The organism is Novosphingobium sp. NDB2Meth1, assembly GCF_900117425.1.
GTDB lineage: Bacteria > Pseudomonadota > Alphaproteobacteria > Sphingomonadales > Sphingomonadaceae > Novosphingobium.
Genome location: NZ_FPEH01000016.1, coordinates 403275 through 428905, shown reverse-complemented (window position 1 = coordinate 428905; position 25631 = coordinate 403275). Strand labels below are relative to the sequence as shown.

General features: G+C 66.6%; 28 protein-coding genes. 10 read left to right on the top strand and 18 right to left on the bottom strand.

Going from position 1 to position 25631, the window contains the following annotated elements; all coding sequences use genetic code 11:
- From NDB2M1_RS22090 to NDB2M1_RS22670, 4 genes are all read right to left on the bottom strand, one after another.
- On the bottom strand, positions 1-134 hold a 134-nt coding region (locus NDB2M1_RS22090; protein WP_143146766.1), incomplete at its 3' end, for a 1-deoxy-D-xylulose-5-phosphate synthase N-terminal domain-containing protein.
- A 70-nt stretch (positions 135-204) separates the two neighbouring features.
- A complete protein-coding gene (locus tag NDB2M1_RS14190; protein WP_054122712.1) occupies positions 205-684 on the bottom strand; it encodes a Fur family transcriptional regulator in 480 nt (159 codons plus the stop codon).
- Between the two features lie 53 nt (positions 685-737).
- A complete protein-coding gene (msrA, locus tag NDB2M1_RS14185; protein ID WP_054122690.1) occupies positions 738-1412 on the bottom strand; it encodes a peptide-methionine (S)-S-oxide reductase MsrA in 675 nt (224 codons plus the stop codon).
- A gap of 11 nt (positions 1413-1423) precedes the next feature.
- Positions 1424-1561: a hypothetical protein gene (locus tag NDB2M1_RS22670; RefSeq protein ID WP_156309714.1), complete on the bottom strand. Its 138-nt coding sequence runs from the start codon at positions 1559-1561 to the stop codon at positions 1424-1426.
- A gap of 272 nt (positions 1562-1833) precedes the next feature.
- Between NDB2M1_RS22670 and NDB2M1_RS14180 the strand changes: the two genes are divergently transcribed.
- Positions 1834-2373, top strand: a complete 540-nt coding sequence (locus NDB2M1_RS14180) for a hypothetical protein (RefSeq protein ID WP_054122689.1) — start codon at positions 1834-1836, stop codon at positions 2371-2373.
- 13 nt (positions 2374-2386) lie between these two features.
- Here the strand turns inward: NDB2M1_RS14180 and NDB2M1_RS14175 are convergent, their stop codons facing one another.
- Both NDB2M1_RS14175 and NDB2M1_RS14170 read right to left on the bottom strand, forming a co-directional pair.
- A complete protein-coding gene (locus tag NDB2M1_RS14175; protein WP_072383189.1) occupies positions 2387-2704 on the bottom strand; it encodes a hypothetical protein in 318 nt (105 codons plus the stop codon).
- A 70-nt stretch (positions 2705-2774) separates the two neighbouring features.
- A complete protein-coding gene (locus NDB2M1_RS14170; protein ID WP_072383188.1) occupies positions 2775-3950 on the bottom strand; it encodes an aspartyl/asparaginyl beta-hydroxylase domain-containing protein in 1176 nt (391 codons plus the stop codon).
- A gap of 79 nt (positions 3951-4029) precedes the next feature.
- Between NDB2M1_RS14170 and NDB2M1_RS14165 the strand changes: the two genes are divergently transcribed.
- On the top strand, positions 4030-5073 hold the full coding sequence (locus tag NDB2M1_RS14165) for a hypothetical protein (RefSeq protein ID WP_072383186.1): 1044 nt from the start codon (positions 4030-4032) through the stop codon (positions 5071-5073).
- Here NDB2M1_RS14165 and NDB2M1_RS14160 read toward each other — a convergent pair.
- The 5 genes from NDB2M1_RS14160 to xseA form a co-directional block, all read right to left on the bottom strand.
- Positions 5061-6632, bottom strand: coding sequence for a tetratricopeptide repeat-containing sulfotransferase family protein (locus tag NDB2M1_RS14160; protein WP_072383184.1), 1572 nt, complete (start codon positions 6630-6632; stop codon positions 5061-5063). The genes NDB2M1_RS14165 and NDB2M1_RS14160 overlap by 13 nt on opposite strands.
- Before the next feature lie 110 nt (positions 6633-6742).
- Positions 6743-9688, bottom strand: a complete 2946-nt coding sequence (locus NDB2M1_RS14155) for a TonB-dependent receptor domain-containing protein (protein ID WP_072383182.1) — start codon at positions 9686-9688, stop codon at positions 6743-6745.
- Positions 9689-10055: 367 nt separating this feature from the next.
- Positions 10056-10979, bottom strand: a complete 924-nt coding sequence (locus tag NDB2M1_RS14150) for a M23 family metallopeptidase (RefSeq protein ID WP_083554862.1) — start codon at positions 10977-10979, stop codon at positions 10056-10058.
- An 11-nt stretch (positions 10980-10990) separates the two neighbouring features.
- Positions 10991-11194 carry a DUF2093 domain-containing protein gene (locus tag NDB2M1_RS14145; RefSeq protein WP_054122683.1) on the bottom strand — a complete coding sequence of 68 codons (204 nt, stop codon included), beginning with the start codon at positions 11192-11194 and terminating at the stop codon, positions 10991-10993.
- A gap of 26 nt (positions 11195-11220) precedes the next feature.
- Positions 11221-12702: an exodeoxyribonuclease VII large subunit gene (xseA, locus tag NDB2M1_RS14140; protein WP_253185885.1), complete on the bottom strand. Its 1482-nt coding sequence runs from the start codon at positions 12700-12702 to the stop codon at positions 11221-11223.
- On the opposite strand from xseA, the gene purD reads away from it, so the two are divergent.
- Complete coding sequence (purD, locus tag NDB2M1_RS14135) at positions 12686-13984, top strand: phosphoribosylamine--glycine ligase (protein ID WP_072383178.1); 1299 nt, start codon at positions 12686-12688, stop codon at positions 13982-13984. The genes xseA and purD overlap by 17 nt on opposite strands.
- Here purD and NDB2M1_RS14130 read toward each other — a convergent pair.
- Positions 13981-14979, bottom strand: coding sequence for an adenosine kinase (locus NDB2M1_RS14130; protein WP_072383176.1), 999 nt, complete (start codon positions 14977-14979; stop codon positions 13981-13983). The two genes, purD and NDB2M1_RS14130, sit on opposite strands and share 4 nt — an antisense overlap.
- Before the next feature lie 122 nt (positions 14980-15101).
- Between NDB2M1_RS14130 and NDB2M1_RS14125 the strand changes: the two genes are divergently transcribed.
- A complete protein-coding gene (locus NDB2M1_RS14125; protein WP_054122679.1) occupies positions 15102-15524 on the top strand; it encodes a hypothetical protein in 423 nt (140 codons plus the stop codon).
- Here NDB2M1_RS14125 and NDB2M1_RS14120 read toward each other — a convergent pair.
- Positions 15508-15960 (bottom strand): RrF2 family transcriptional regulator, encoded by a 453-nt coding sequence (locus tag NDB2M1_RS14120; protein ID WP_054122678.1) that lies wholly within the window; start codon positions 15958-15960, stop codon positions 15508-15510. The two genes, NDB2M1_RS14125 and NDB2M1_RS14120, sit on opposite strands and share 17 nt — an antisense overlap.
- 84 nt (positions 15961-16044) lie before the next feature.
- On the opposite strand from NDB2M1_RS14120, the gene NDB2M1_RS14115 reads away from it, so the two are divergent.
- Complete coding sequence (locus NDB2M1_RS14115; RefSeq protein WP_072383174.1) at positions 16045-16488, top strand: globin domain-containing protein; 444 nt, start codon at positions 16045-16047, stop codon at positions 16486-16488.
- Positions 16489-16562: 74 nt separating this feature from the next.
- Here NDB2M1_RS14115 and NDB2M1_RS14110 read toward each other — a convergent pair whose 3' ends face one another.
- From NDB2M1_RS14110 to NDB2M1_RS14090, 5 genes are read right to left on the bottom strand one after another with little or no spacing between them, the layout of a single operon-like run.
- Positions 16563-17738 (bottom strand): saccharopine dehydrogenase family protein, encoded by a 1176-nt coding sequence (locus tag NDB2M1_RS14110; protein ID WP_054122676.1) that lies wholly within the window; start codon positions 17736-17738, stop codon positions 16563-16565.
- Positions 17739-17764: 26 nt separating this feature from the next.
- Positions 17765-18319 (bottom strand): dCTP deaminase, encoded by a 555-nt coding sequence (gene dcd / locus NDB2M1_RS14105; RefSeq protein WP_054122675.1) that lies wholly within the window; start codon positions 18317-18319, stop codon positions 17765-17767.
- A gap of 38 nt (positions 18320-18357) precedes the next feature.
- Entirely contained in the window at positions 18358-18810 is a 453-nt protein-coding gene (locus tag NDB2M1_RS14100) for a cytidine deaminase (protein ID WP_072383171.1), read from the bottom strand.
- Positions 18807-19505 carry a glycoside hydrolase family 25 protein gene (locus NDB2M1_RS14095; protein ID WP_143146764.1) on the bottom strand — a complete coding sequence of 233 codons (699 nt, stop codon included), beginning with the start codon at positions 19503-19505 and terminating at the stop codon, positions 18807-18809. The genes NDB2M1_RS14100 and NDB2M1_RS14095 overlap by 4 nt, the downstream gene beginning before the upstream one ends.
- 22 nt (positions 19506-19527) lie before the next feature.
- On the bottom strand, positions 19528-20010 hold the full coding sequence (locus tag NDB2M1_RS14090) for a UPF0262 family protein (protein ID WP_072383169.1): 483 nt from the start codon (positions 20008-20010) through the stop codon (positions 19528-19530).
- Between the two features lie 171 nt (positions 20011-20181).
- Between NDB2M1_RS14090 and NDB2M1_RS14085 the strand changes: the two genes are divergently transcribed.
- The 5 genes from NDB2M1_RS14085 to fdxA all read left to right on the top strand — a co-directional run bounded on the left by NDB2M1_RS14085 (position 20182) and on the right by fdxA (position 25473).
- Complete coding sequence (locus NDB2M1_RS14085) at positions 20182-21705, top strand: replicative DNA helicase (protein WP_054122672.1); 1524 nt, start codon at positions 20182-20184, stop codon at positions 21703-21705.
- A 95-nt stretch (positions 21706-21800) separates the two neighbouring features.
- Positions 21801-22145, top strand: a complete 345-nt coding sequence (rpoZ, locus tag NDB2M1_RS14080; RefSeq protein WP_054122671.1) for a DNA-directed RNA polymerase subunit omega — start codon at positions 21801-21803, stop codon at positions 22143-22145.
- 102 nt (positions 22146-22247) lie between these two features.
- Positions 22248-24797, top strand: a complete 2550-nt coding sequence (locus NDB2M1_RS14075) for a helicase-related protein (protein WP_072383167.1) — start codon at positions 22248-22250, stop codon at positions 24795-24797.
- Entirely contained in the window at positions 24797-25114 is a 318-nt protein-coding gene (locus tag NDB2M1_RS14070) for an RNA-binding S4 domain-containing protein (RefSeq protein ID WP_054122669.1), read from the top strand. The genes NDB2M1_RS14075 and NDB2M1_RS14070 overlap by 1 nt, the downstream gene beginning before the upstream one ends.
- A gap of 20 nt (positions 25115-25134) precedes the next feature.
- The gene (gene fdxA / locus NDB2M1_RS14065) at positions 25135-25473 is read left to right on the top strand and encodes a ferredoxin FdxA (RefSeq protein ID WP_054122668.1); all 339 of its coding nucleotides are present in this window, start codon (positions 25135-25137) and stop codon (positions 25471-25473) included.
- Positions 25474-25631: the final 158 nt, after the last annotated feature.

Genomic DNA, 25631 nt, shown 5'->3' with positions numbered 1-25631 from the left:
CCCGTCTGCCCCACCGAGGCAATCATCTCCGCCCGAAGCTCGTCAGCGAGCTGGCGAAGCTGGGAAGGGGCAAGCTTGCGAAGATCGTCAGGCGTATCAACCTGATCAAGAAGCGGCGTATGCGGATTAGACATTAAGGTGTCTTACACCCTTGAATCGGCTCTGTCGAACGTGAGTTGCGCCGAAATGCGCGTTGGACAGCACTCAGGCCGGGTCCGCCTCGGTTCCGCAGGCACCGCATCGCCCGCGGATCTCGACGACCGGACGGACTGCGGCAAAGCCCGCGCGGTGTGCCGCATCGCGCAGCGCACCGGTCAAGGTATCGTCATCGATGTGCGTCGCCTCACCGCAGGCATCGCAGATCAGGAAAATGCAGTCATGGTGGCAGCCGGGATGGCTGTTGGCGACATAGGCATTGGCGCTCTCAACCCGCCGTGCGAGGTTGGTCCGCACAAACAGGTCGAGGATGCGGTAGACGCTGTTCGCCGCAACGCGCTTGCCCCGCCGGGCACCGACGCTTTCCGCGATGTCGTAGGCCGATGCCGGTTTCTCATGCGCCGCCAGCGCCTCGAACACGTCGCTGCGCATCTCGGTCCACTGCTCGCCAGCCGTCTGCAGCGCATCGCGCGCTGCATCGACCAGCAAGGCTCCGGCAAAATCGTGATGGTTATGATGGCCCGCCATGACCGGAGAAATAAACCGCCTTGCCCAGAAGCGCAAATCCGGCGCGGGATCGGTCATCCCCGCGTAAAGTCAGGCTTCCACAGCCCCGGAAATCCACGCTTCAGCGCCGTGACCTTGGGTGCGTCCCACATGCGGATATAGCCGTGATCAGGGTTCTTCAGCGCGAAGTCCTGATGATAGCCCTCTGCCGCGTAGAAGCCGCGATTGGGCTCGACCGCCGTCACGATCGGGCGTTTCCACAGGTTGAGCTTCTTCAGCTGCGCGAGATAGGCGGTGGTCACCCGCGCCTGCTCCGGGTTCTGCGGCACGATCGCGTTGCGGTACTGGGTGCCGGTATCGGGATACTGGCGATTGAGCTGGGTCGGATCGCTCGCCACCGAGAAGAACACCTGCAGCAGCTGATCATAGCGCACGACAGCCGGATCATAGGTGATTCGCACCGCCTCGGCATGGCCGGTCGTGCCGCTGCTGACGATTTCGTAATGCGCGTCGTCCCTGCTGCCGCCTTCGAAACCGGAGACCACGCTGCTCACGCCCTTCACGTGGCTGAACACCGCTTCCATGCCCCAGAAGCAACCGCCCGCGAAAACCGCCGTCTTCAGGCCCTTGGCTTCCCTGGCCTGTACCGTCGATGCCGGGGCTGATACCCCCGCCTCAGCCTGCGCCGGCTGCAGACAGGCCGCCGCCAGCGTGGCGACAATCGCACCAGCCAGCAGGCGCAGTTCCATCCGCGAGCGGCTCAACGCTGCACCTGTGCGGTCGCGGCAGGGGTCGAAGCCTGAGCGGGCGGCACGCCGAACGTGAACGCCATCGCCGCCGAACCGAGCGCGAAGCCCAGCACCAGCGAACGAACCAAATCCTTGCCAAAAAGCGTCATCACAAATTCTTCCAATCTAGCTGCGCGGTGCGCCACGCCGCCTTGGCGTCGGCTCTACCGCCTCATGACTGGCCCGGAGATGAACCGGAGCATACAGTCGATGCGGTGCCGTTCGCTTGTTTCGGCCAGATGGTTACGGGCCCGCCGATTACAAGAGCGCTTCGCCGCTAAATGAAGGACCGGGTCGCTTGAAGCAGAGCGTTCGATTGACCTGCCCTGCAGTGCGCGCAAAGAAGACGGCAAGCCAATTTCATGTGCGGAGAGAACATTCCATGCGTCGTCCGTTGCCCAGCAGTATTGCCCTTGCGGCGGCGGCCCTCGCTGCCGCGCCGCTCCTCGCCAAGGACAAATCGCCTCTGCCCAAGGAGCTGCCGCCGGTGTTCGAAGCCGTGGTCAATTGCCGTGCGCTGACGTCCGACAGCGAACGTCTGGCCTGCTACGACAGGAGCGTGGCGGCGCTTGCCTCGGCCCGTGACAAGGAAGACATCGTCGTCGCCGATCGGGCCACGATCCGTGAGACCAAGAAGGGCTTGTTCGGGTTCAGCCTGCCCAAGCTCAAGCTGTTCGGCGGCACCGAGACGGACGGGGACGAGGTCAAGGAAATCGAGAGCACCATCACGGCGGTGCACTCGACCGCGGACGGACTCGGTATCTTCACGCTGGCCGATGGCGCACGCTGGAAGCAGACCGATGGCGGTGCCACCTTCGCACGACCCGGCGTGGCCATCCGCATCAAGCGCGGTACGCTCGGCAGCTACCTCGCATCGATCGACAAGGGCGCCTATGTGCGCGTCGTGCGCCTGTCGCAATAGCGCTTGTGCTTGCTCAGTTCGACTGATTGATCGACTTGCTGCTCATCGCCTCATAGGCATCGCGCGCGTTCTGGTTGCCCTGGCGCTCCATTGCGGCCCACTGCGAGATCGTGTGGCAGGTAAAGGTCCTGCGCACGAGCGAGCCGGTTTCCTCGGACTTGCGACACTTGATGAAGTCCGGATCGTTCACCGAGCGGCCCTTGTTGAAAGCGCGGATTTCCGATTGCGACATCGCGGTCGGATCCTTTTCAAGCACAGGGAGTGCCGAGGCGGAAACCGCTGTGTTTCCTGCGGCGGCAGCAGCAAGAAAAATCAGGAAAGAGGCAGACATGCAGTGTGGTCCTCTGGATTCATCGACACGCAAGCGTAGCCTGCGCGCCGACGGCAGGCAAGGCAACCAGCTAACCCAGCGCTGCATCATTCGCCGCAAAGTATGCGGTAATGGCGGCGCACTCGCGTTCTGAAAGATGGGGATTCCACGCATCGACGATCAGGACCGCACGGCGGGCGTCGCTGTCGTTCCACGCTTCGTGCTCGATTGTGTCGTCGAACGCAAAGGCCTTGCCCTCCACCCATTCCCGCGTTTCGCCTCCGACGCGGAAGCCGCAGCCCGGCGGCACATCGAGGGCCAGGTGGACGATGGCGCGGGTGTTGGTGACACCGGTATGCGCGGGAATACGGCTGCGCGGCCGCAGAATCGAGAAGAAGGCATTGGGCGCGCGCCCGGGAATCCGGGCCAGCGGCAGGCTTTCCAGCACGCGTGCGGTATGCGGGCAGCGCTTCATCACCGCGGCATTCGGCACGCCATATTCCCATAGGAAGCAGGCAGACCAGTCCGGCGAACCATCGAGCGCGGACCACTTGTTCTCCGGGCTGCCGGGCTCCATCCGCACATAGGGCCGGATGGCTTCACCCGGCTCCGCCAGCAAGGCATCAAGCTCGGCACGGATTGCGCCCGCTTCGGCTTCCAGCGCTGCGAACCACGGAAAATGGCGCCGGTCGAAGAACTCGTCCGCTGGCAGGAAGGGGTAGTGCAGCCCCGCGCACTCGTTGACGTAGATGCGGCGCTGGCCGAGCGCTGCCGCGGCAAAAGCATCGATCCTGCGACGTTCGGTCTCGTCACGCGCCTCTGCACCGAGCGACAGCGCGGCAGTAGTCGCTTCCGAAAGGCGCGCGCGCAGCCGCGCGCAAAATGCCTCGCCCGCCGCCAGTTCGGCACGGACCTGATCCGGTAGGCCGGGGAACTGCTGCGCCAGCTGGCGCACGCCGTCCCACGCGATCAGCGCCTTGGTCTCCTCGCCCTCGCGCTGGAGCAGCTGGGCCATGCGCAGCTGGGCGGTGAAATCGAGCCGGTCGAGATCGAGCGCGCGTTCCAGCGCCGTGCGTTCGCCCGCTGAATCGCCGCCCAATCGGCAGGCCAGCGCGAGATTGATCCACAGCGAGAGCGCCCCCGGATCCGCCTCCGCCGCCTCGCGCGCGGCGAGGATGGCGGCAGGTGCATCCCCGGCGCGCAATGCGGCCATGGCGCGGGCATTGGCTGCCTGGGCTCGGGCCCGATCGATGTTTTGCGTGGTCATTGCGACACGTGTCTACAGCCCCGCGCCCAGCAGGCAAGCGGCGTTGCAGGCGGGAACAGAGCGCCCTAAGGCTTGGAGCATGGCTTCCGCTCCGTTCAATCCCGCCGATGCCGCATGGCTGGCGCACCGCCTCGTCGAAGGTACGGACGCAGTGCGTTTCGCCCATGTCCCGCGCGATGCGCATGCGGCCATGGCTTTTCTGGTCGATGATGGCTTTGTGGCGCAGTTTGGCGCGATGCCGCCGCAAGTCGATGTCCCGGCCACACAGCTTCTCGCGCGGTTTGCTGCCAAGCCGCGGCTCGGCCTGCTGTTCCACTCCGCGTTCTGTGGCTCGACCCTGCTGACCCGCGCGCTGGCGGAGCCCGGTGTGGCGATGGGCCTGTCCGAACCGGTCATCCTCAACGACGTGGTCGGCATGCGCAATCGTGGCGCGGCGCCCGCTGCCGTGGCCCGCAGCGCGGACCTTGCGCTGCGGCTGCTGGCGCGGCCCTTTGCGGCAGGGGAGGGCGTGGTGGTCAAACCCTCCAACTTGCTCAATCCCTTTGCCGAGCTGCTGCTGGCACTCGCGCCGGAGGCGCGCGCGCTGTTCCTCCACGCCCCGTTGGAGACTTTTCTCGTGTCGGTGGTGCGCAAGGGGCTCCCCTGCCGCCTGTGGGTGCGCGAACTGCTGGAGGGCTACCTCAGGGCCGGCATCGTGGCGCCGCTGGGCATCACCCCAGAAGACGCTTTTCGCCAGAGCGACTTGCAGGTGGCCGCGACAGGATGGCTCGCGCAGCACCGCCTGTTCGCGGGTCTTGCTGGAAAGGTCGGGCCGGCGCGGCTGCAGAGCGTGACATCGGAGCAGCTGACCGGCGAACCGGCGCGGGTGATTGCGGCGGCGGCGGCGCATTATGGTCTGATGATGGCGCCTGATGTGGTCGAACGGATTGCCGCGGGGCCTGCGTTTACCCGGCATTCCAAATCAGGCGCGGCGTTCACGCCTGATCAGCGGCGCGATGAATATGCCCTGGCCCGCCGCGCACATGCGGACGAGATCGATCTGGTGCTTGGCTGGGCGGCAAAGGTGGCGGAACAGGCGGGTGTTGCGATGGATGCCCCCAACCCGCTGCTTCAGGACGCGTAACCCAGCTTCTCGATCCACGGCGCGAGGATCGGCATGACCGGCTCGAGATACGCAGCATAGGGTTCCCACTGCCGCGTGCCATCGAACAGACCGCGCCGCACCTGCCGCGCGCTGGCGGTCGAGACGCCGCGCTCGCGCGCGGTGCGATCGAAGCGGCGGAGATCCTCGCTCCATGCAAGCCCGGCAAAGGCGCAGACCTCGCGGGTCATGGCGTCGAAATCCTGCACCATGCGGTGATAGGGCACTTCGAGAACCGCCATCGGCAGCTTGGCCAGCGCAAGTTCGGTCAGCCGCATCAAGGCGTCATAGTGCCGCGCGGCCCCTTCCAGCGTGGTGAAGTCCATCGCCGCGTTGCTGAGCGCGAAGCTGGTCCGGAAGCAGCTCCACACCACATCGCGCGGATCGCGGCGGACGAGCAGGATGCGGGCCGTTGGGAAGAGCCGCGCGATCAGCGGCAGGCGGATGGACTTGAGCGGATCCATGTCAACCAGCGCAAGGCCTGCGGGATCGCGGCCCAGCGCCTGACCCGAACGCTGCCAATAGGCAGTTCGGTAGGTCGCAAGCGCGGCGTCGTCGAGCTGCGCAAACCGGGCGAGGCCAGCGGGCTCTGCGAGGAAGGCGAGGTCCGCCTCGCGCAATGTGGGCATCTCCTCGATCGCGGCGGTGCCGGGGAGCGAGGCCAGAACGTTCTCGAGCAGCGTATTGCCGCTGCGCGGATAGCCGAGCACGAAGATATGCGGCGGCGAAGCGGGCGGCGCGATGCCCGGCCAAGCGGACACATCGGCCGCGGCCAAGGCATCGGCGATGCCGCCGATGAACGCCCGGTGCGGCGGGCGGCCGGCAAATGTCGCGGCATGGATCGCCGCGAAATCCTGCTTGGCGCGGGCGTAGGCGGCATGGGCTGCCGCCGGATCGCGCAAGCGGTTGCAGGCATCGCCGAGCGCGTGGAGCAGTTCCATCCGTTCGGGTGAAGGCGCTTCCATGCGCGCCAGCGCGGGCTCGACAAGATCGCGCGCAGTCTGCGGCTCACCCGCTTCGAGTTCTATGGTCGCGAGCGCGGCAAGTGCTGCCGTATTGCCCGGATCGCCGGCCAGAGCCGCGCGCGCATGATGTCGTCCGGCCTCGGCCTCGCCATCGCGGGCGGCAATGGCGGCCAATCCCGCGTCTGCCGCCGCGCGGGTCATGGCGGGCGGCGACGAGCAGGCGAGGACCGCTCGGTAACAGCGCTTCGCCTCGTCCATCACGCCGCCCGCCGCCATGACATAGGCGCGCTCCAGCCAGACTTCGGCGTGGTCCGGAGCCACGGCAAGGGCCGCGTCGCATTGGAGCGCCGCATCACGCAGGCGCCCGGCAGAACGGTGCAAACCGGCCAGACCCAGCATCGCCTCGACCTCGCGCGGGTTCATCCGGAGGGCTCGCTCGAACAGCGCGGCAGCTCCGGCCGCATCGCCCGACAGCGCGCGGTACCACCCCAGCGTGTTGCAGTCGGCTGCGGTTCCGCGACCGGCGTTCAGCGCAGCCGCGGCAGCGCGCGCGGCGGTTTCCAGATCCTGCGACATCGTGCTGCCATCGACCGCACCCGGCGCAAGGTCAACTCCTGCGGGGCCGGCACACAAAAAAGGGGCGGGCATTGCTGCCCGCCCCCTGTTTGGCGTCTGGTCCGGTAGGATCAGAACTTGACGCGAGCGCCGACCGCGAAGCGGCGACCCAGCGCGTCGTACGACGACGGGTAGGTGTTGCCGCTGTTGTACGAGGTCGAACCGATCGTGTTGCCGACGATCGGCGGCTTCGTGTCGATCAGGTTCTGCACGGTGAAGGTGAACGTGAACTGCTCGACGTTGAAACGGACCGTGGCGTCGAGGTAATCGAACGCGGCGATCTTGTTGAAGTTCACGGTCTTGCCGCTGAGCGCACCGCTATCGGCCGGGATGGTGCCAACGAAGGCATCGCCATCCTCGGACCGCGCGCTGGCCTGGTGACGCCACAGCAGCGAGAGGTCCATGCCGCCCTTGAAGCTGAAGGTGTTCTGGACCGACCAGCTGTGACGCGGCTGGATCGAACCGGTGAACGAGCAGTTGACCGAGTAACGACCGACGCACTCGCGGTTGAGGCTGGTCGGGGTCGCCTGGAACTTCTGCGAGAAGGTCACGTTGCCGACAGCAGAGAGCGCCCACTTCACCGAACCGATCGGGCGGGTGTAGTTGATGATCACGTCGATACCCGAGGTGGTCAGGCGGCCCTGGTTGGTGAGACCGCCGAAGAGACCGCGGGTCGTCGCCGGGCTGCCGTCGAGGCCGCCGGTCGCCGGATCGCGGCGGATCACGGTGCAAGCCGGATCGGTCGCGCTGGCTGCGGTCACGTTGGCAAAGCAGGCGTCGATCAGGTCGCCCGGCAGAGGCGTACCGATCTGATCGGTGACCTTGATGTTGTAGTAGTCCACCGAAGCCGAGAAGCCCGGCAGGAACGGCAGATTCTGGACAACAGCGCCGACCGTATAGGTGGTCGCCTTTTCCGGCTTCAGGTTGATGTTGCCGCCCGAGGTGATGTTGGCCTGTGCCGCGGTCGGGTTGAGGATCTGGCCGATCGAGTTGGCCGGAGCACCCTGCGCAAGACAGATCGACCGGAGGTTGGCATTGGTCAGCGGAGCCGCGCCGGCGCAGGGGTCGGTCGCCAGGTTGGTGAGCCCGACGGTGTTCGGCGTGAACAGTTCGGCGATGTTCGGCGCACGAACAGCGCGCGAGTAGTTCGCACGGATCTTGAGCTGATCGGCCGGTTCCCAGCTGCCGCCGAACTTGTAAGTCCACGCCTTGTTCTGCTGGGCTGCACCCGACACCTTGTAGCTCGAGTAGCGCGCACCGCCTTCGGCGGTGAGGCTCTTGAAGAAGGGCTTGTCGGCCAGCAGCGGAACGACGAGTTCGCCGTAACCTTCCCACACGCTGTAGCGACCATCGATGTCGGGGGCTGCACCGCCCGCACCGCCGAGTTCGCCGGGGGTCTTCGACAGGGTGTCGGAGACCTGCACCGCGCGATACTTGCGGTACTCGGCACCGAGCGCGAAGCCGATCGGCTCGCTCGCCGAAGGCACGGTCCAGCCGAAATCACCCGAAAGAAGGCCGCGGACCTGCAGCAGCGAAGTGTTGTTCGCCGTGGTCGAAGGCGAGAGCGTGTAGGCAGCCTGCTGCGGCGTGATCGAGCCCGCCGGACCAAACAGGTTGATGGGCACGCAGCCGTCGTTGCCGCTGAGGCACGAGTTCGGGTTGGTTGCGAGCAAGGCATCCTGCACGCGCGACTTGAGCACATAGCCGGTGATCGTCTGCAGACGATCGCTTTCGCCGTAGCTGCCGCGAACGTCCCAGTTGATCGTCTTCGTCAGCGCGCCGCGGAAGCCGAGCGAGTAGTCGAAGATGTTGGTGGTGAACTGCGAGTTGCGGGTGCCGGTTTCGACAAAGCGGCGGCGTACGACGGTGTTGAAGGTGCGGTAGTTCGGATCCGTCGGGTCGGTCGCGGCGCGAGCAGCGACGCACTGCGCATCGGTCAGGCCGTTGGCTTCGCAGAACTGGCCAGCGGCGCCGGCGGGCAGGTACGGGTTGCTGTAGGGGATCGTCAGGCTCTCGGCGAACACGCCCGAAGGTGCGATGATCGTCCTGACGGTGTTCTTCGAAAACAGGCCGCGGGTGTAGACTTCAACCGCGTCCGAGAGCTGGTAGTTTGCCTGAGCGAAGATGTTGAAGCGCTGGAACGGCGTCTGGAAGATGTTGTACGGGTTGAAGTTGAAGGGATTGAACCCGCGCTGCAGCAGACCGGTCGTCGGGTTGATCTGGCGGTTGGCGCCATTGATCGAGAAACGCGCCGGAGCCGTGGTGCCCGAACCGCCTGCGGTACCCGAGAAGCTGTCGATCTGGACGTTCGAGAAATCGCGCGCGCCCTGATAGACGGGGTTCGAATTCTGGTAGCCGATGCTCAGCACCGCGTTGCCGCGGCCGTCGTCGAAATTGACACCGGTGGTCACGTCGGCACGGAAGTAGTTGCCGTCGCCCTGCTGGGTGATCTGGTTCGACACCGCGATGTCAACGCCCGCGAAGTCCTTCTTGGTGACGAAGTTCACGACGCCGGTGATGGCGTCCGCACCATAGGTGGTCACGGCCGCGCCGGTCAGCGCGTCAACGCGGCTGACGAGCGCCAGCGGGATGTTGTTGAGGTCGACGCGGCCCTGAAGGTCCGCCGGGACAATGCGCTGGCCGTCGAGCAGCACGATGTTGCGGTTCGAGCCGAGGCCGCGGAGGTCGACGTACGACGAGCCGCCGTTGCCGTTGTTCACCGCCGAACCGATGTTCGGGACGATGCCGGGCACCTGGCGCAGAACTTCTTCGGCCGTGTTCGACTGGCGGAGGGCGATCTGGTCGGCCGTGGTCACGTTGACCGGAGTGGCCTGAATGAGGTTCGGGTTGCGGATAAGGCTGCCGGTCACGACGATCGCGGTGGGCTCGACGGTCTCCGTCGCGGCATCGGCCTGCGGAGCGGCTTCCTGCGCGAAGGCAGGCGCGGTAGCGAGCGCGAGCGCGAGCGCGAACGGCGCGGCACCCGCCTTCAAGGCGGCGTTGTTGTTGGTCTTCACGTGTCCAGTCCCTTCGATGGGTGGCCCCAACCCCGGACAGGGTCCCCAAGGCCACCGGAAGAAGTTCCCCGACCGATTACGCCTCTCCCCCGGTCTGCGCCGGGCCCGACAGATAGCGTTCGATCTTTGAGGAACGATGAGGCTTACTGGTAGATTTAGCCCTGTTCATGGAAGGCTCATCTGCAACCAATCTGCAAAACGTCGCCGCTCTGTGGCGTGACTGCAACACACTGTAAGCGCTCGGCAACGCGTAGATACCGCAGGCCAGAGCTGTTCCCGGCGATAAATTACATCCGGATCGGTGCGAGTGAAATTTTTAATGCGTGGTCCGCGCATGCCGGAAAGAAATGTGCGTGAGACTGCAGTTTCAGCGGTATGGCTCGGCAAACAGACGCGGATCGAGGCGGCGACCCTTCCAGGTCAGCGCCCAGTGCAAGTGCGGCCCCGTTGCCCGCCCTGACATGCCGACGTGTCCAATCAGCTGTCCCTGCCTGACGGTGTCACCCTCGTGCACCACCAGATCGGCGCAATGGAGAAACGCCGAAAAGAGTCCCATGCCATGGTCGAGAATCAACAAGTGACCCTCCAGTGTGAACGGCGCGTCGCTCGCGGCGAGCGTCACTGTGCCATCGGCGGGTGCGAGGATCGCGGCGCCTTGCCCGGCCGCAATGTCGATACCTGCATGATAGGCGCCGGGTTCGCCGCGGTAGATCCGCTGCGCGCCGAATTCGCCGGAGATGCGCCCCGCAGCCGGCCAGGCCATCATCTGCCGCCAGCCGGTCGCACCACTGTCCTTTGCGCGCGCAGCGCCGATCCGGGCAAGCTCCGCCGCGCGGCGCACCTTGTATTCCGCGTCGGGCATGGCGCCGGGACGTCGGGCAACGTTCACCGATTCGATCCGCCACCCGCGCGGCGCGATCGCCAGCTCGGTGGAAAGTGAAAATCCGTCGGCGGCCACCACGGCGAGGGCAAGACTGGCCGGTGCGTCGCGATCGAATGCGGCGAAGAATGTGCCGTCGGATGCCAGCGGAAGGGCGGTTCCACCCAGCGTGACGCTCCGCGTGCCTGCCGGCGCTGTGCCGCGAAGCCAGCCGCCTTGGGTCAACTTGCCGCGATACTGGAGCCCTCCGATGGCGGTCGTGACCTGCTCGGGCGGGGCCGCAGCCTTCAGCGTTTGCGCAGCAACCGGTGCTGGCGAGGGTGGCAGCGCCGGTCCCTGACTTGCGCCGCAGCATGCAAGGACGGCAATGGCACAAAACGCACCGCGCAAGGCAGCGCCAAGCGGCGACATGCCGCCCCCGGTCATTCCCCGCCGAGCAGGCGGCGCGTCGCGATTTCAGCGCTGGCGTAGGCTTCCTGCTTCTCGACGCTCCAGTAGCGCAGCATGTCGAGTCCGATCCGCGCGCCGCTGACCGCGCAGATCACATGATCGCCCGCACTGAGCTGGCGGAAGTGGCTGGGCAGGTAGTGCAGGCGCGCAAGGCGATTGGCGGAGTTCATCAGCATGGGGGCAATCTAGTCGTTCCTGGCGCTCAAAGCAATTTCGGCTGCGCATCACCCGGCGCAGGCGAGCGCGGCTTCGGCGCAGGACGGCTTTGGGCTAGTGCAGTGCCGGGGGCAACCTCGAGCACGCCATCGGCGAACTTGAGCTGCAGCAGGGCCTCTGCCGCTGCCGCATCGCGCGAACGGACCAAGGAACCATCCACTGCCTTGACCAGCACATAGCCGCGCGCCAGCGGGGCTTCGGGATCGAGCGAGCGGCGCAGCCGGTCAAGCGCGCCAACTTGCGTCCGCGCCGCCTCGATCCGCTGGAGCACCACCGCCGGGCGCAATCGCTGCGCCGCCAGCCTTTCACGCGCCTGTTGCAGCCTTGAAGTCAGCGCGGCGGGGCGCAGGCCCGCCGAGCGCTGCGCCAGCAGGGTTGCGGCAAGGCCCGTCCGGTGGACCAGCGCGCGGCGCAGCCGGTCGCCGAGTTCATCGAGCCGCTGCGCCTGCCCTTCGAGCAAGGCTTGCGGCGCAGGCAGGCGCCGCGCGCGCTGCTCAAGCCGCTCGCGGGATAGGCTGAGCAGCCGCACCGTCGCGCGCTGCTTGCGTGCCTGCAGATCGGCAAGGCCCGCCATGAGCTCGCCGCGCACCGGCACCGCCATCTCGGCGGCGGCTGTGGGCGTCGGCGCGCGCACATCGGCGGCGAAGTCGGCCAGCGTCGTATCGGTCTCGTGTCCCACCGCGCTGATCGTCGGGATCGTCGAGGCGGCGATCGCGCGCACGACATCCTCATCGTTGAAGCACCACAAGTCCTCGATCGAGCCGCCCCCGCGCGCGACGATCAACAGGTCGGGCCGAGGCACAGGCCCACCCGGCTCCAGCGCAGAGAAACCCCTGACCGCTGCCGCAATCTGCGCAGCTGCGCCGGGGCCCTGCACGAGCACCGGCCAGACTACGACATGGGTCGGGAAGCGATCGCGCAGGCGGTGGAGGATATCGCGAATCACCGCGCCGGTGGGCGACGTCACGACGCCGATCACGCGCGGCAGATAGGGCAGGGGGCGCTTGCGCGACGGTGCAAAAAGGCCTTCCGCCTCCAGCCGCGCCTTTGTCTTGGCGAGCAACGCCAGCAGCGCACCTTCGCCGGCGATCTCCATCCGCTCGATGACGATCTGGTAGTTGGAGCGCCCGGGGTAGGTCGTCAGCTTGCCGGTCGCGATGACTTCGACGCCGTCTTCGGGCAAGAAGCCCAGCCGCTGTGCCCCGCCGCGCCACATCACGCCATCGAGCCGCGCATTCTCGTCCTTCAGGCTGAGATAGAGATGCCCGGAAGCCGCGCGCTTCACGCCGGAAAGCTCGCCGCGCACGCGCACGAAGCCGAAGCGGTCTTCCACAGTGCGCTTGAGCAGCTGGGAAATCTCGCTGATCGACAGCGCCGGGGCGTTGTCGCCTGCGGTCTGGGCCGCTAACAGCCCGGCATTCTCTTGATCACGATAAGGCGGCATTTCTGGCATGAACATCCTGCTCATCGGCGCTGGCGGGCGCGAACATGCGCTGGCGTGGAAGCTGGCGCAATCGCCGCGTTGCACCGCGCTGTGGGCTTCGCCGGGCAACCCCGGCATTGCCGAAGTGATTGCGGCGCACGGACAGGGCGACTGCGTGTCGCTCGTCCTGACCGATCACGCCGCGGTGGAAGTGTTCTGCAAGGCGCAGGACATCGGTCTCGTGGTGGTCGGCCCCGAAGCGCCGCTTGTCGATGGCCTTGGCGATTCGCTGCGCGCCGCCGGGATCGCCGTGTTCGGGCCGGGCAAGGTCGCGGCGCAGCTGGAAGGCTCCAAGGGTTTTACCAAGGACATGTGCGCGCGCGCAGGCATCCCGACGGCGGGTTATGTCCGCGCAAAGAGCGCTGCCGAAGCCCACGCTGCACTGGCCGATTTCTCGCTCCCGGTGGTGATCAAGGCGGATGGCCTTGCAGCGGGCAAGGGCGTGGTCATCCCCCAGACTGCCGAGGAAGCCGCCGCCACGGTCGACGACATGTTCGGCGGGGCGTTTGGCGGCGCGGGCGCGGAAGTGGTGATCGAGGAATTCCTCGAAGGCGAGGAAGTCAGCCTCTTCGCGATCACCGACGGCAGCACCATCGTGGCGTTCGGTTCGGCGCAGGACCACAAGCGGGTGGGGGAGGGTGATACCGGCCCGAACACCGGCGGCATGGGCGCCTACAGCCCGGCGCCGGTGCTCACGCCGGAGCTCGAAGCCCGTGCGATGGCCGAGATCATCGCGCCGACCGTGAAGGCCATGGCCGAGGCCAGGATGCCCTATTCGGGCGTACTGTTCGCTGGACTGATGCTCATGCAGGAGGGTCCCAAGCTGATCGAGTACAATTGCCGCTTAGGCGATCCCGAGTGCCAGGTGCTGATGATGCGGCTGGAAAGCGATCTCGTCGATCTGCTGGATGCCTGCGCGCGCGGTGAACTGGCCGGAGCTGCCGCCCCGTCACTGAGCAGCGAGAGCGCGATCACGGTGGTCATGGCGGCCAAGGGCTATCCGGGCACACCGGCCAGCGGCGGCCTGATCGAGAATCTTGCCGCCGCCGAAGCGCAAGGCGCCAAGGTGTTCCATGCGGGCACGGCCTTGTCGGGCGAGGGCGCTCTGGTTGCCAAAGGTGGCCGGGTGCTCAATGTCACCGCCACCGGCCAGACCCTCAGGGAAGCCCGCGAGCGCGCTTATACCGCCGTCGCGGACATCCGCTTCGACGACGGCTTCTGGCGCCGCGATATCGGCTGGCGCGAACTGGCGCGCCAGTCCGATTAGAGGCGCTCTGCCACCAAGGCGGAGAGATCGGCTTCGGGCCGCGCGCCGTAGTGCGAGATGACTTCGGCCGCGCAGATCGCGCCGAGCTTCAGGCATTCGGCGAGGCTCTTGCCGCGCACGTGACCGAACAGGAACCCGGCGGCGAAGAGATCGCCTGCGCCGGTCGTATCGACCACCTTCGCCACAGGCTCGGCGGGAACTGAAACGTGCTCGCCGTGGGCAACGGCATGCGCACCCTGCTCGCTGCGGGTCACGACGAGCACCGGCACCTTGGGTGCCAGCTGCGCAATCCCCGCGTGGAAATCGTCCTCGCCGGTCAGCGCGGCCAGTTCGTGCTCGTTGGCGAAGAGGATGTCGATCTCGCCCGCCGCGATGAGCGCGCGGAAATCATCGCCGTGGCGCGCGATCACGAAGCCGTCGGACAAGGTGAACGCCACCTGCCGACCGGCCTCGCGCGCTGCCGCGATGGCACGGCGCATGGCTTGCCGGGGCTCTTCCGGATCCCACAGATAGCCTTCGAGGTAGAGCACTGACGATTCGGCAATCACGCTTTCATCGAGCGCCGCGGCCGGCAGGAACTGCGATGCGCCGAGGTAGGTGTTCATCGTGCGCTGGCCATCGGGCGTCACGAAGATCAGGCAGCGCGCCGTGGCCGGATCTTCGCCGCGCGCCGGAGTAGCGAAGTCGATCCCACCCGCACGGATGTCATGCGCGAAGACTTCGCCGAGCTGATCGTCCGCGACCTGACCGATGAAGGCGCACTTGGCGCCAAGCGCGGCAAGGCCCGCCAGCGTGTTCGCCGCCGATCCGCCCGAAATCTCGCGCGCAGGCCCCATCGCTTCATAAAGTTCATGCGCGCGGGCCGTATCGATCAAGGTCATGCCGCCCTTGGCCAGGCCCAGTCTTGCGATGTCGTCCTCTGTTGCCGGGGCCATGACGTCGACAATCGCGTTGCCGATGGCGATCACATCGAAGCGGGCAGGGGCAAGGCTCATTCAAAACTCCGTTCACGGCGATCGCGCGGGCCGTAGCGGGCAGGGCGACGCGGCGCAACGACAGGCTGCACCGTTTTGCGATGCGTTGACAGCGCGCGGTCCAGCGGCGATTCACCGCCGCCATGAACGCACGTCATCTGTTGGTTCTTCCGGCGCTGCTGGCCATTTCCGGGTGTGGCGGCAGCACCGAAGCGGTGCGCCCCTTGCCGCCACCTCCTGCGCCGAAACTTCTCCGTCCGGCGCCGCCCGCCGCAATCCAGACGCAGCGCCCCCGTCCTCATATCCAGGTCCTGCCCGGCCTCGAAGGCGTGATCGGTGCCGATGCCGAAGCGCTGACCCGCCAGTTCGGCGCGCCCCGGCTCGATGTGCGCGAAGGCGATGCGCGCAAGCTGCAGTGGAGCGGCGTTCCCTGCGTGCTCGATGCCTATCTTTATCCGCCAGATGCGGGTGGCCGTCCGATCGCGACTTTTGTCGATGCACGGCGCGGCGACGGGCGTGACGTCGATCGCGCGGCTTGCGTGGCAGCGCTCAGGAAGACTCGCTGACGGCGCAAGTCGCTGCGGGGGGCAAGGCAGCCCAAGGCGCGAACGCTGCGACGCCCTGCCGTGAGACATCGGCAAGCGTATAGCGGTCGAGCACGCCGAGGAAGGCCTCCAGCGCTTCCGCCAGCACGCCGCTGAGCGCGCAATCGGCCCGCAGCGCGCAAGTCGCGCAGTCCGCCAGGCGCATACCCTTTTCGAGGGTGCGGACCACTTCGCCGACCGCGATGTGCTCCGCGGGTCGCGCCAAGGCGATGCCCCCGCTGCGCCCGCGATGCGACACCGCGAAGCCCGCGGCGACCAGCGCCTGCGCCACCTTTGCCACATGGTGGTAGCTCAGCCCCTGTTGCGCCGAAAACGCGGGCAAGCTCAGCGAACCCTCCTCGCGAGCGAGGACGATCAGCAGGCGCAGGCCAAAGTCGGTGTGCTGGGTAAGCTGCATGGTGGTGCACAGACTCCTTTTCTCGCTTGCTTAAATCAAGCAGATAAAATACCGGTATTTTCAATACCTGATTGGAGAGACCCCATGCGCACCGCTTCCGAACATGCCCGCACCCTGGTCAAGGCCACCGCTCCGGTGATCGAGAAGCACGGGGTCGACATCACCACCGCGATGTACAAGCGCTTGTTCGTGAACGAAGCCGTGAAAGGCATGTTCGATGCTGCCGCGCAGGAAAGCGGCGAGCAGCCGCGCCGCCTCGCGGGCGCCATCCTCGCCTATGCAAAGAACATCGATCATCTCGAGAACCTGGGCGCTGCGGTGACGAAGATGGTCCGTCGCCATGTCGAAACCGGCGTGAAGGCCGAGCACTACCCCTATGTCGCCGAGGCGCTCTTGCCGGCGATTCGCGATGTCGTCGGTGCAGAGGTGGCGACAGACGACGTTCTTGCCGCCTGGGGCGAGGCCTACTGGATGCTCGCCGATATCCTGATTGCCGCTGAAGCCGAGGCTTACGCCGAAGCCGCCTGAACAAGGCCCCCCGTCAGCGGTACGGGCCGCCTGCCGAGCACCCCCCTCTGGCGCGGCAGGCGGCTCGCCAAGCCTCATTCGGGCGCGAAGCTGATCTCGGCATGGGCGCGCAGGCGCTCGACCAGCGATTCGCCCAGCAGAGCGCCCGGCGTGGCGATCGCGCCTTGCGCCTCGCAGGAAAGCAGCGCGATCCCTGTTTCCGCCAGCATGCGGCTGGTCGAGCCATAGCCCGGATCGTACCGGCCCTTGACGCCATAGCGGACCTCGCGACCATCGGGCATCTCGCCGATGAACAGCACATCATAGTGGCCGTTGAGCCGCTCTTCCGCGGTCGGGCCTTCGCCCGGCTTGGGATCGTTCGGCCCGCCGATCATCGGCGTCTTCGCCATGTGTTCGGCAATCGCCTGGCCCTGCTCGCCCGGCCCGGTCAGCACCATCTCGTCATAGACGAAGTCCGCGCCATAAGGGTGTCCGCGCAGCAGGTTGGTGCGGTGGACGTTCTTCGTGTTGATCACCGCCATGATGAAGGGCGCCGCCCAGCTGCCGGTCGCCTCGTCGAGGAATGGCTTGTCGCCCGCCGGCTGCTCCGGCCCCTCGAAGCCCGGTGTCAGACCGAACGGGCTCGTCATGATCGGGATCAGCGAGGGGTTGGCACCCAGCGCCTTGAGCGTCGCGCCAAGGCTGGCGGCCGTGCCGCCCGAAAAGCCGCCCACCATCGCCCGCACGCGGCACTTCACGCGCGGGGCCGGAGCGCCGAAGCGCGCCTTGGCTTCCTGCTGCAGCATGTAGACGCCAAGATCGAACGGGATCGAATCGAAGCCCGAGGAGAACGCCACGCGCGCGCCGGTTTCCTTCGCCTGCTCATGCAGCGCATCGACCATCTGGCGCATCCACACCGGCTCACCGCAAAGGTCGGCATAGTCCGTCCCCGCCGCGACACAGGCGCGCAGCACCGGCTCGCCATAAAGCTGGTACGGTCCGACTGTCGTCACCACGACGCGGGTCTGCTCCGCCATCGCGGCGAGGCTGGCGGGATCGCTCGAATCGGCCACCACCAGCGGCGTATCCGCCGGCGCGCCGATCAGATCACGCACTTCGGCGAGCTTGTCCGCACTGCGCCCGGCCATCGCCCAGCGCGGGCCGTCTTTGCCGTAATGATGCGCCAGATACTCCGCCACAAGTCGCCCGGTGTAGCCGGTCGCGCCATAGACGATGATATCGAAGGGTCGTTCTGACTTGCTCGTTGGCATTGCTCTCTCCCTTGTTGGTCTGTTCTTCAAAGCCTCGGCAATGTCACCCCGCGCTGGCCCATGTATTTGCCCGCACGGTCGGCATAGCTCACCTCGCACGGTTCGTTCCCCTGCAGGAACAGGAACTGGCACGCGCCCTCGTTGGCATAGATCTTCGCCGGCAGCGGGGTGGTGTTGGAAAACTCCAGCGTGACGTGGCCTTCCCAGCCCGGTTCGAGCGGGGTCACGTTCACGATGATCCCGCAGCGCGCATACGTCGATTTGCCAAGACAGATCACCAGCACATCGCGCGGCACGCGGAAGTACTCGACCGTGCGGGCGAGCGCGAAGGAATTGGGCGGGATCACGCAAACGTCGGTCTTGCGGTCGACGAACGAGTTGGAATCGAAGTCCTTGGGATCGACCACCGACGAATCAATATTGGTGAAGATCTTGAACTCGTCCGCCACCCGCGCGTCATAGCCATAGGACGAGAGGCCATAGGAAATGCAGCCCTCGCGCCGCTGGCTTTCCACGAACGGCTCGATCATGCCGTGTTCCAGCGCCTGATCACGAATCCACTTGTCGGAAAGAATGGCCAATGCGGCGCTCCGGTAGGTTGGGTGGTGAGGAAAGGTGTTCAGGCCAGATTGGCCGGTCCGAATGCATGGGGCAAGAGGGCCGAGAGCGGCAAGCGGGTGAGGCCGCCCTCCGCCACGCCGATTACTTCCGGATCGGTGCCGCCGAGCGCGGCAAGTTCGTGCAGCATCTGGCGGCAGCGTCCGCAGGGCATGACTGGTTCCGGTCCAGGCACAGGCTGGCCTTCGGCATCGGGCTTGCCGCCGGCAATCGCCACTGCAACCAGCCCGCCGCGCCGTCCCTCGTTCATCGCCTTGGCCACCGCATTGGCCTCGGCGCAGAGCGAGAGGCCGTAGCTGGCGTTTTCGACATTCGCCGCGCGCACGATGGCGCCATCGGCAAACAGCAGCACCGCGCCGACGTGGAAGCCGGAATAGGGCGCGTAGGCCGCATCGGCAGCCTCGCGCGCAACCATGGCCAGCATCGCGGCGTCGCTGGCAGCAAGCCCGCTCATTGATGCACCGCTACCCAGCGCAGCGGGCCCGTGGCGCCCGCGACGCGCAGCCGGGACGTCGCGGTCCACATCACCCATGGCCTCCCTGCATAAGTGGGTTCGAGAAAATCACCCGCCACCCACAGATTGCGATCGAGCCGCGCCGCCAGATGATAGCGATTCTCGAACGAGCGCGAGAGCATCAGGATCGCGGGCCGTTCGGTATGCTTCTCGATCTGGTTGAGGAATGTCGTCAGCTCGCTCTGCATCGCCGCTTCGCCCGGCGGCTGCGGGCACGAGCGCGAATCGAGATCAAGCACCACGGCAGGCGGCAGCAGGCCGTCATCGCGCGGCACCACGATCACGAAGCTGCCCGCCTGCGCATCGGCGGGCGCACAGAGGTCGTAGACATGGACCGCGCCCACCTGCAGCCCCGCCTTGCGCGCGGCATCGAGACCGGCGGTGAACGTCTTGTCGCGCCGCCCGGCGCCTTCGCTGGCGGTGAGATAGACGAAATCGGCGCCATGCGCCTTGAGCGTGGACCACTCGACCGCACCGTCATGCGCATCGAGCCAGGCGCCTTGCACCGGGAACCGTGCGCGATCCGGCTCCCAGCGCCGCGATTCCCACCAGATAGCGCCAGCAGCCGCTGCCAGCAACAGCACAGCCAGCAGGATCCACACGCGCTGACGCGCCGGTTTTGCGGTGTTGGTCACAGGGGTTTGCTCTGCTGGCCGATCACCCCCTGATATGCAGAACGCAGATCAGGGTGAACAGCCGCCGTGCGGTGGCAAAATCGGTCTCGATCTTGCCCTCCAGCCGCTCGAGCAGCAGGTCTGCCGCTTCGTTGTGAACGCCGCGCCGGGCCATGTCGATCGTCTCGATCTCCTGCGCGGTCGCACGGCGGATAGCCTGGTAATACGAATCGCAGATCGCGAAGTAATCGCGGATCGGGCGGCGGAAGCGGCCAAGGCCCAGAACTATGGTCTCGAGCGGGCTGCCATCCTCCGCCGAAATGGCGAGTGCCAGCCGTCCGTCATCCACCGACAACCGCAGCTGATAGGGTCCTTCATAGCCTGCGGCTGCTGCGCGCACCGGGCGGAAGAAGTTCTCCTCGATAAGATCGAATATCGCGATGCGGCGTTCCTGCTCGATATCGGCATTGCGCCACACGATCGTCGCTTCGTCGAGCTCGATATGCGAAATGCGCGGGTCGGCCATGGCGGCCAGTGTCTTGCAGACGGATTCGGCGGCGGCAAGCCATTTGCGCAGCTTTTTGTCTGTTTCGGCCGAGCCGAAACAGATGCGGCACCAGCCCTCTCCCCGCTATCCACAGGCACCGTGGCATGTCTGCCGCTTGCCGCCCGCCCCCCGCTCCTCCACAAGGGGGGCATGTCCAATGTCCAGCCGATCCCCCTGCGCGAGCCCGAGTCCACCGGGGCCGCTGCCACCACGCTTCCCTCGAACGTCGAGGCCGAGGCAGCATTCCTCGGCGCAGTGCTGATCGACAACCGGATTCTGGAAGAACTGCCCACACCGCTGCGCGCGGAGCACTTCTACGCGCCGGTCCATGGCCGGGTCTACGAGCGCATCCAGGCGCTGATCGACCGCAAGGCCGTGGTCACCCCGGTCACCTTGAAGCCCTATTTCGAGGCGGATGAAGGCCTCAAGGAGCTTGGCGGCACCGCTTATCTCGCGCGGCTAACCGCCGATGGGCAGGGCCTGCTTGCGCCCAAGGAACTCGCCGAGCAGATCTACGACCTCGCGTTGCTGCGCGAACTCATCACCGTGGGGCGCAATCTCGTCACCGGCGCGATGGATACCAGCGAGACGGTCGCGCCCTTGAAGCAGATCGAGCAGGCCGAAGCAGCGCTCTATGCCGTGGCGGAAGGCGCGCAGACCGGCAACGAGGCGCAGAGCTTCGGCACGGCGACGCGCGTTTCGCTCGAGATGATCGAGAAGGCGCTGCTCTCTGGCGGCCATATCTCGGGCAAGACGACCGGCCTCACTTCGGTCAACGAGAAGATCGGCGGCCTCCACGACAGCGACCTCATCATCCTCGCCGGGCGCCCCGGCATGGGCAAGACATCGCTCGTCACCAATATCGCGTTCAACGCCGCCGACCGGCTGCGGCGCGATCTCGCGGACGGCATTTCGGTAAAGGACTCGGTCGGCGCGGCGGTCGCCTTCTTCAGCCTCGAAATGAGCGCGGACCAGCTCGCCACGCGTATTCTTGCCGAGCAATCGGGCATCAGCTCCGAAGCGCTGCGCATGGGCCGCATCAGCCGCGAGGACTTCCAGCAGCTGTCCTTCGCCAGCCAGCGCCTCGCCGAGCTGCCGCTCTATATCGATGACACGCCCGCGCTCACCATCGGCGCGCTGCGGACCCGCGCGCGCCGCCTGAAGCGCCGCCACGATATCGGCCTGATCGTGGTCGACTACCTGCAACTGCTCCAAGGCTCGGGCCGCGCCAGCGACAACCGCGTCAACGAAATCTCGGAAATCAGCCGCGGCCTCAAGACGCTGGCCAAGGAACTCGGCGTTCCCGTGATCGCGCTCTCGCAGCTCAGCCGCGCGGTCGAACAGCGCGACGACAAGCGCCCGATGCTTTCGGACCTGCGCGAATCGGGCTCGATCGAGCAGGACGCGGACATGGTGTGGTTCGTGTTCCGCGAGGATTACTACGTGGCAGCGCGCGAGCCGAAAGTCCCGCAAGGCTCCGACGACGCCAAGGTGCAGGAAGCCCATGCCGCGTGGCAGGCCGAAATGGAGCGCGTGTTCGGGCTTGCCGAGCTGATCGTCGCCAAGCAGCGCCACGGCTCGACCGGCAAGGTACGCTTGAAGTTCGAAGCCCGCATTACCCGGTTCAGCGACCTCGCGCCCGATCACATGGCCTATGGTTTCGACGATGAATGAGCGGCGCCAGCCAGGCGCACCCCGATTTTCTTGACTTTCTCAGCCCCGCACCCTAGCTGGCGCGCTTTCCCACAGATTTACACGGAGTGCCCCGCATGGCGCGCGTTACCGTCGAAGATTGCGTCGACAAGATCCCCAACCGCTTCGATCTCGTGCTGCTGGCCGCCGAGCGCGCCCGCGCGATCTCGGGCGGTGCGGAACTGACCGTCGATCGCGATCGTGACAAGAACCCCGTCGTCGCCCTGCGTGAGATCGCGGAAGAGACCGTGCGCCCTCATGTCCTGAAGGAAAACCTGATCCAGTCGATGCAGCGCGTGCTGCCCGATGACGACGATCAGGTGGACGAAATCGGCTCGCTTTCGCAGTCGGCCGAAGCGCTGCGCATCACCGCTGCGGCTCCGGTGCGCAACACCTCGCTCGGCGCCGATTACGACGGCTGATTTTTGGGGTCTGAGGCAGACCGCCCCCTCTTGCTGGCGAGAGGGGGATAAATCCCCAAAGGCCGCTTGCACCCCGCAGGCGGCCTTGCCACATTCCATGGCATGGCCAGCCCCATGCCTTCGCGCGCTGACCGCACCGCCCCTGCGGTGAAGGCCGTGCTCGGCCCGACCAACACGGGCAAGACACACCTCGCCATTGAACGGCTTTGCGCCCATTCCTCGGGCGCCATCGGCTTTCCGCTGCGCCTGCTGGCGCGCGAGGTCTACGACCGCGTCTGCAAGATCAAGGGCGAGGCCAATGTCGCGCTGATCACCGGCGAGGAGCGCATCGAACCGCCGAACGCGCGCTGGCACCTGTGCACTGTCGAAGCGATGCCCAGCCGCCCAAATCTTGCGTTTGTGGCGCTCGATGAAGCCCAACTCGCCGCCGATCCCGAACGCGGCCACGTCTTCACCGACCGCCTGCTCCATACGCGCGGACGCGAAGAGACCATGCTGCTCGGCTCGGCCACCATCGAGCCGATGGTCAAGGCGCTGGTGCCGAACGTCGAAGTCGTCAGCCGCCCGCGCTTTTCCACCTTGAGCCATGTCGGCGCGAAGAAGCTGAGCCGCATTCCGCCCCGCAGCGCGATCGTCGCCTTCTCCGAAGAGCAGGTCTACGCGATGGCCGAAATGCTGCGCCGGTTCCGAGGCGGCGCGGCGGTCGTGATGGGCGCGCTCAGCCCGCAGACGCGCAATGCCCAGGTCGCGATGTATCAGGCAGGCGAGGTCGATTACCTTGTCGCGACCGACGCCATCGGCATGGGTCTGAACCTCGATGTCAGCCATGTCGCCTTCGCAGGACTTTCCAAGTATGACGGCCATCGCCATCGCCGCCTGACCACCGCCGAGATGGCGCAGATCGCCGGCCGCGCCGGGCGGCACCACAAGGACGGCACGTTCGGCACGCTTGCCGGTCTTGGGGCCGGGATGGGCGGCCACGATCCCGAGTTCGCCGACGAAGAAGTCTACGCGATCGAGGAGCACCGTTTCCCACCGCTCACCCGCCTGTTCTGGCGCGAGGCGGAGCCGCGGTTCGACAGTCTCGCGACTCTGATCGCCGATCTCGAAAGCCCCCCGCCGCAACCCGAGCTTTCGGCGGCACCGCTGGCCATCGACCTCGCGGTCCTCAAGCGCCTGGCCGACGAACCCGACGTGGCCAGCACCGTGCGTGGGCGGGCCTCGGTCCAGCGCTTCTGGCAGGTCTGCTCGCTGCCTGACTTCCGCCAGCAGGGTTCCGAAACGCATTCGCGTTTCGTCGCCCGCCTTTGGCAGGATTTGCGCCACGGCTACCTTGGTGCGGATTACGTCGCGCAGGCCATCGCGCAGCAGGACAATCCCTCCGGCGACATCGATACCCTGCAAGGCCGCATCGCCGCGGTCCGCTCGTGGGCCTACATCACCCAGCGGCCTGATTGGGTGCTCGCGCGCGAGGAAATGGCCGCGCGCGCCCGCGCTGTCGAGACGCGTCTCAGCGATGCGCTCCACGCCCGGCTGACCGAGCGCTTCGTCAACCGCCGCACCACCGTGCTGATGCGCAAGGCGGGCGGCGATGCTTCACTGCTACCCGTGCGAATCAGTGAGGCGGGCGCGGTGCTGGTCGACGATGAACCCATCGGGCACCTTGAGGGCTTCCGTTTCGTGGTCGATCCACTGGCGCGCGCTGCGGACCGGAAGCTCCTTCTTGCCGCCGCAGAGCGCCACCTTCCCGGCCTGCTCTCCTCACGCGCCGATGAACTGATTGCGGCGGCGGACAAGCCTGCAGGTCTCACAATCGAAGACGGCACGCTCGCCTGGAATGGTCTGGTCGTCGCGAGGCTGGAACCCGGCAAGTCCGTGCTGGAACCGCGCTTGCGGATCGACTCGACGCTGGGCCTGCTTTCCGCGCGCCAGCGTCCGGTGCTGATCGCTGCGCTCGAATCATGGCTGACGCGCCGAATCGCGGCCGATCTGGGACCTCTGCTGCGCCTTGCCGAGGCTGCGTGCGCGCCCGAATCCGGGCCTGACCTGCGCGCACTTCTGCTCAAGCTGGTAGCCGGGGGCGGCGTGTTGGCGCGCGAGGAGGCCGCCCTCGACCGGCTCGATCCCCGTCAGCGCGATACCCTCAGGCGGCTTGGGGTGCGTGTCGGCGCGCTCGATCTGTTCGTGCCCGGCGTGCTCAAGTCCGGTCCGCTGGCGCTGTGGTGCAAGCTCGCGGCGCTCAAGGGCAGTGCTCCGGAGGCACCGCATGGCAGCCTCCCGCCGGTAGTGACAACGAAGGCGCCGGCCGCCGGATATCGCCGTGCCGGCGGACAGGCGATCCGCGTCGATATGGCCGAGAAGCTGCTGCAGGCCGCGCACCGCTGCCGGATCGGCGCCGCAACCAAGCGCTATCCGCTCGACCCTGCGCTCGCCCGCTCGATGGGCCTCGCCACGGCCGGTTATGCCGCTTTGCTCCGCGCCGCCGGCTTCCGTGTCCATATGGCGCGCGCGCTGGCCGAGGCGGCGCATGGCCCGCCTGCCCCGCCGCTATGGGACTGGCGCCCACCACGCGCCGCGCCCGAACGCGCCCCGGCGAGTCCTCCGCCACCCCCGACCGGCGCCTTTGCCGCGCTTGCGGAGCTGATGCGCTGATGGCCGGCGAAGCCTCCTTGCGCATCGACAAGCTGCTGTGGTTCCTGCGCTTTGCCGGCTCGCGCAGCCTTGCGCAGGACTGGGTCGCCGAAGGTCATATCCGTCTCAATGGTCGCCGCATCGAACGCGCCAGCACCGCGGTGCGCTGCGGTGATGTACTGGTCTTGCCGCTGCGCAGCGGGGTCAAGGTGATCACCGTCGGGCAGCTTCCCCGGCGCCGCGGCCCTGTCGAAGAAGCGAGGGGTTGTTATGAGGTGCTTGACGCGGCGGCCACACCCCCTCTAGCAGGTCAGGAAATCAACCCTGCCCATCCTTAAGCCGAGGGACTGCCACTGCCATGACCTATGTCGTTACCGAAGCCTGCATTCGCTGCAAGTTCATGGATTGCGTCGAGGTTTGCCCGGTGGACTGCTTCTACGAGGGCGAGAACATGCTGGTGATCAACCCCAGCGAATGCATCGATTGCGGCGTGTGCGAGCCTGAGTGCCCGGCCGAGGCGATCCTGCCCGACACCGAGAGCGGCCTCGAGCAGTGGCTTGAACTCAACGCCAAGTACTCGGCCGAGTGGCCGAACATCACCACCAAGAAGGACGCGCCTGCCGACGCCGACGAGCACAAGGGCGAGGACGGGAAGTTCGAAAAGTACTTTTCGGCCGAGCCTGGCGAAGGCGATTGATCGCTTGGTGAAGGGGGCGCCCACCGGCGTCCCCCCGAAAATGCTGCACTTTGGCGGCGATCGGCGCCCTTACCTCTGGCATTTTTGTGACAGAGGTGCTATATACGCCCGCAAGCGCTGGGCGGAACGATCCTCCCGGTAGCCGACAACACGCTAAG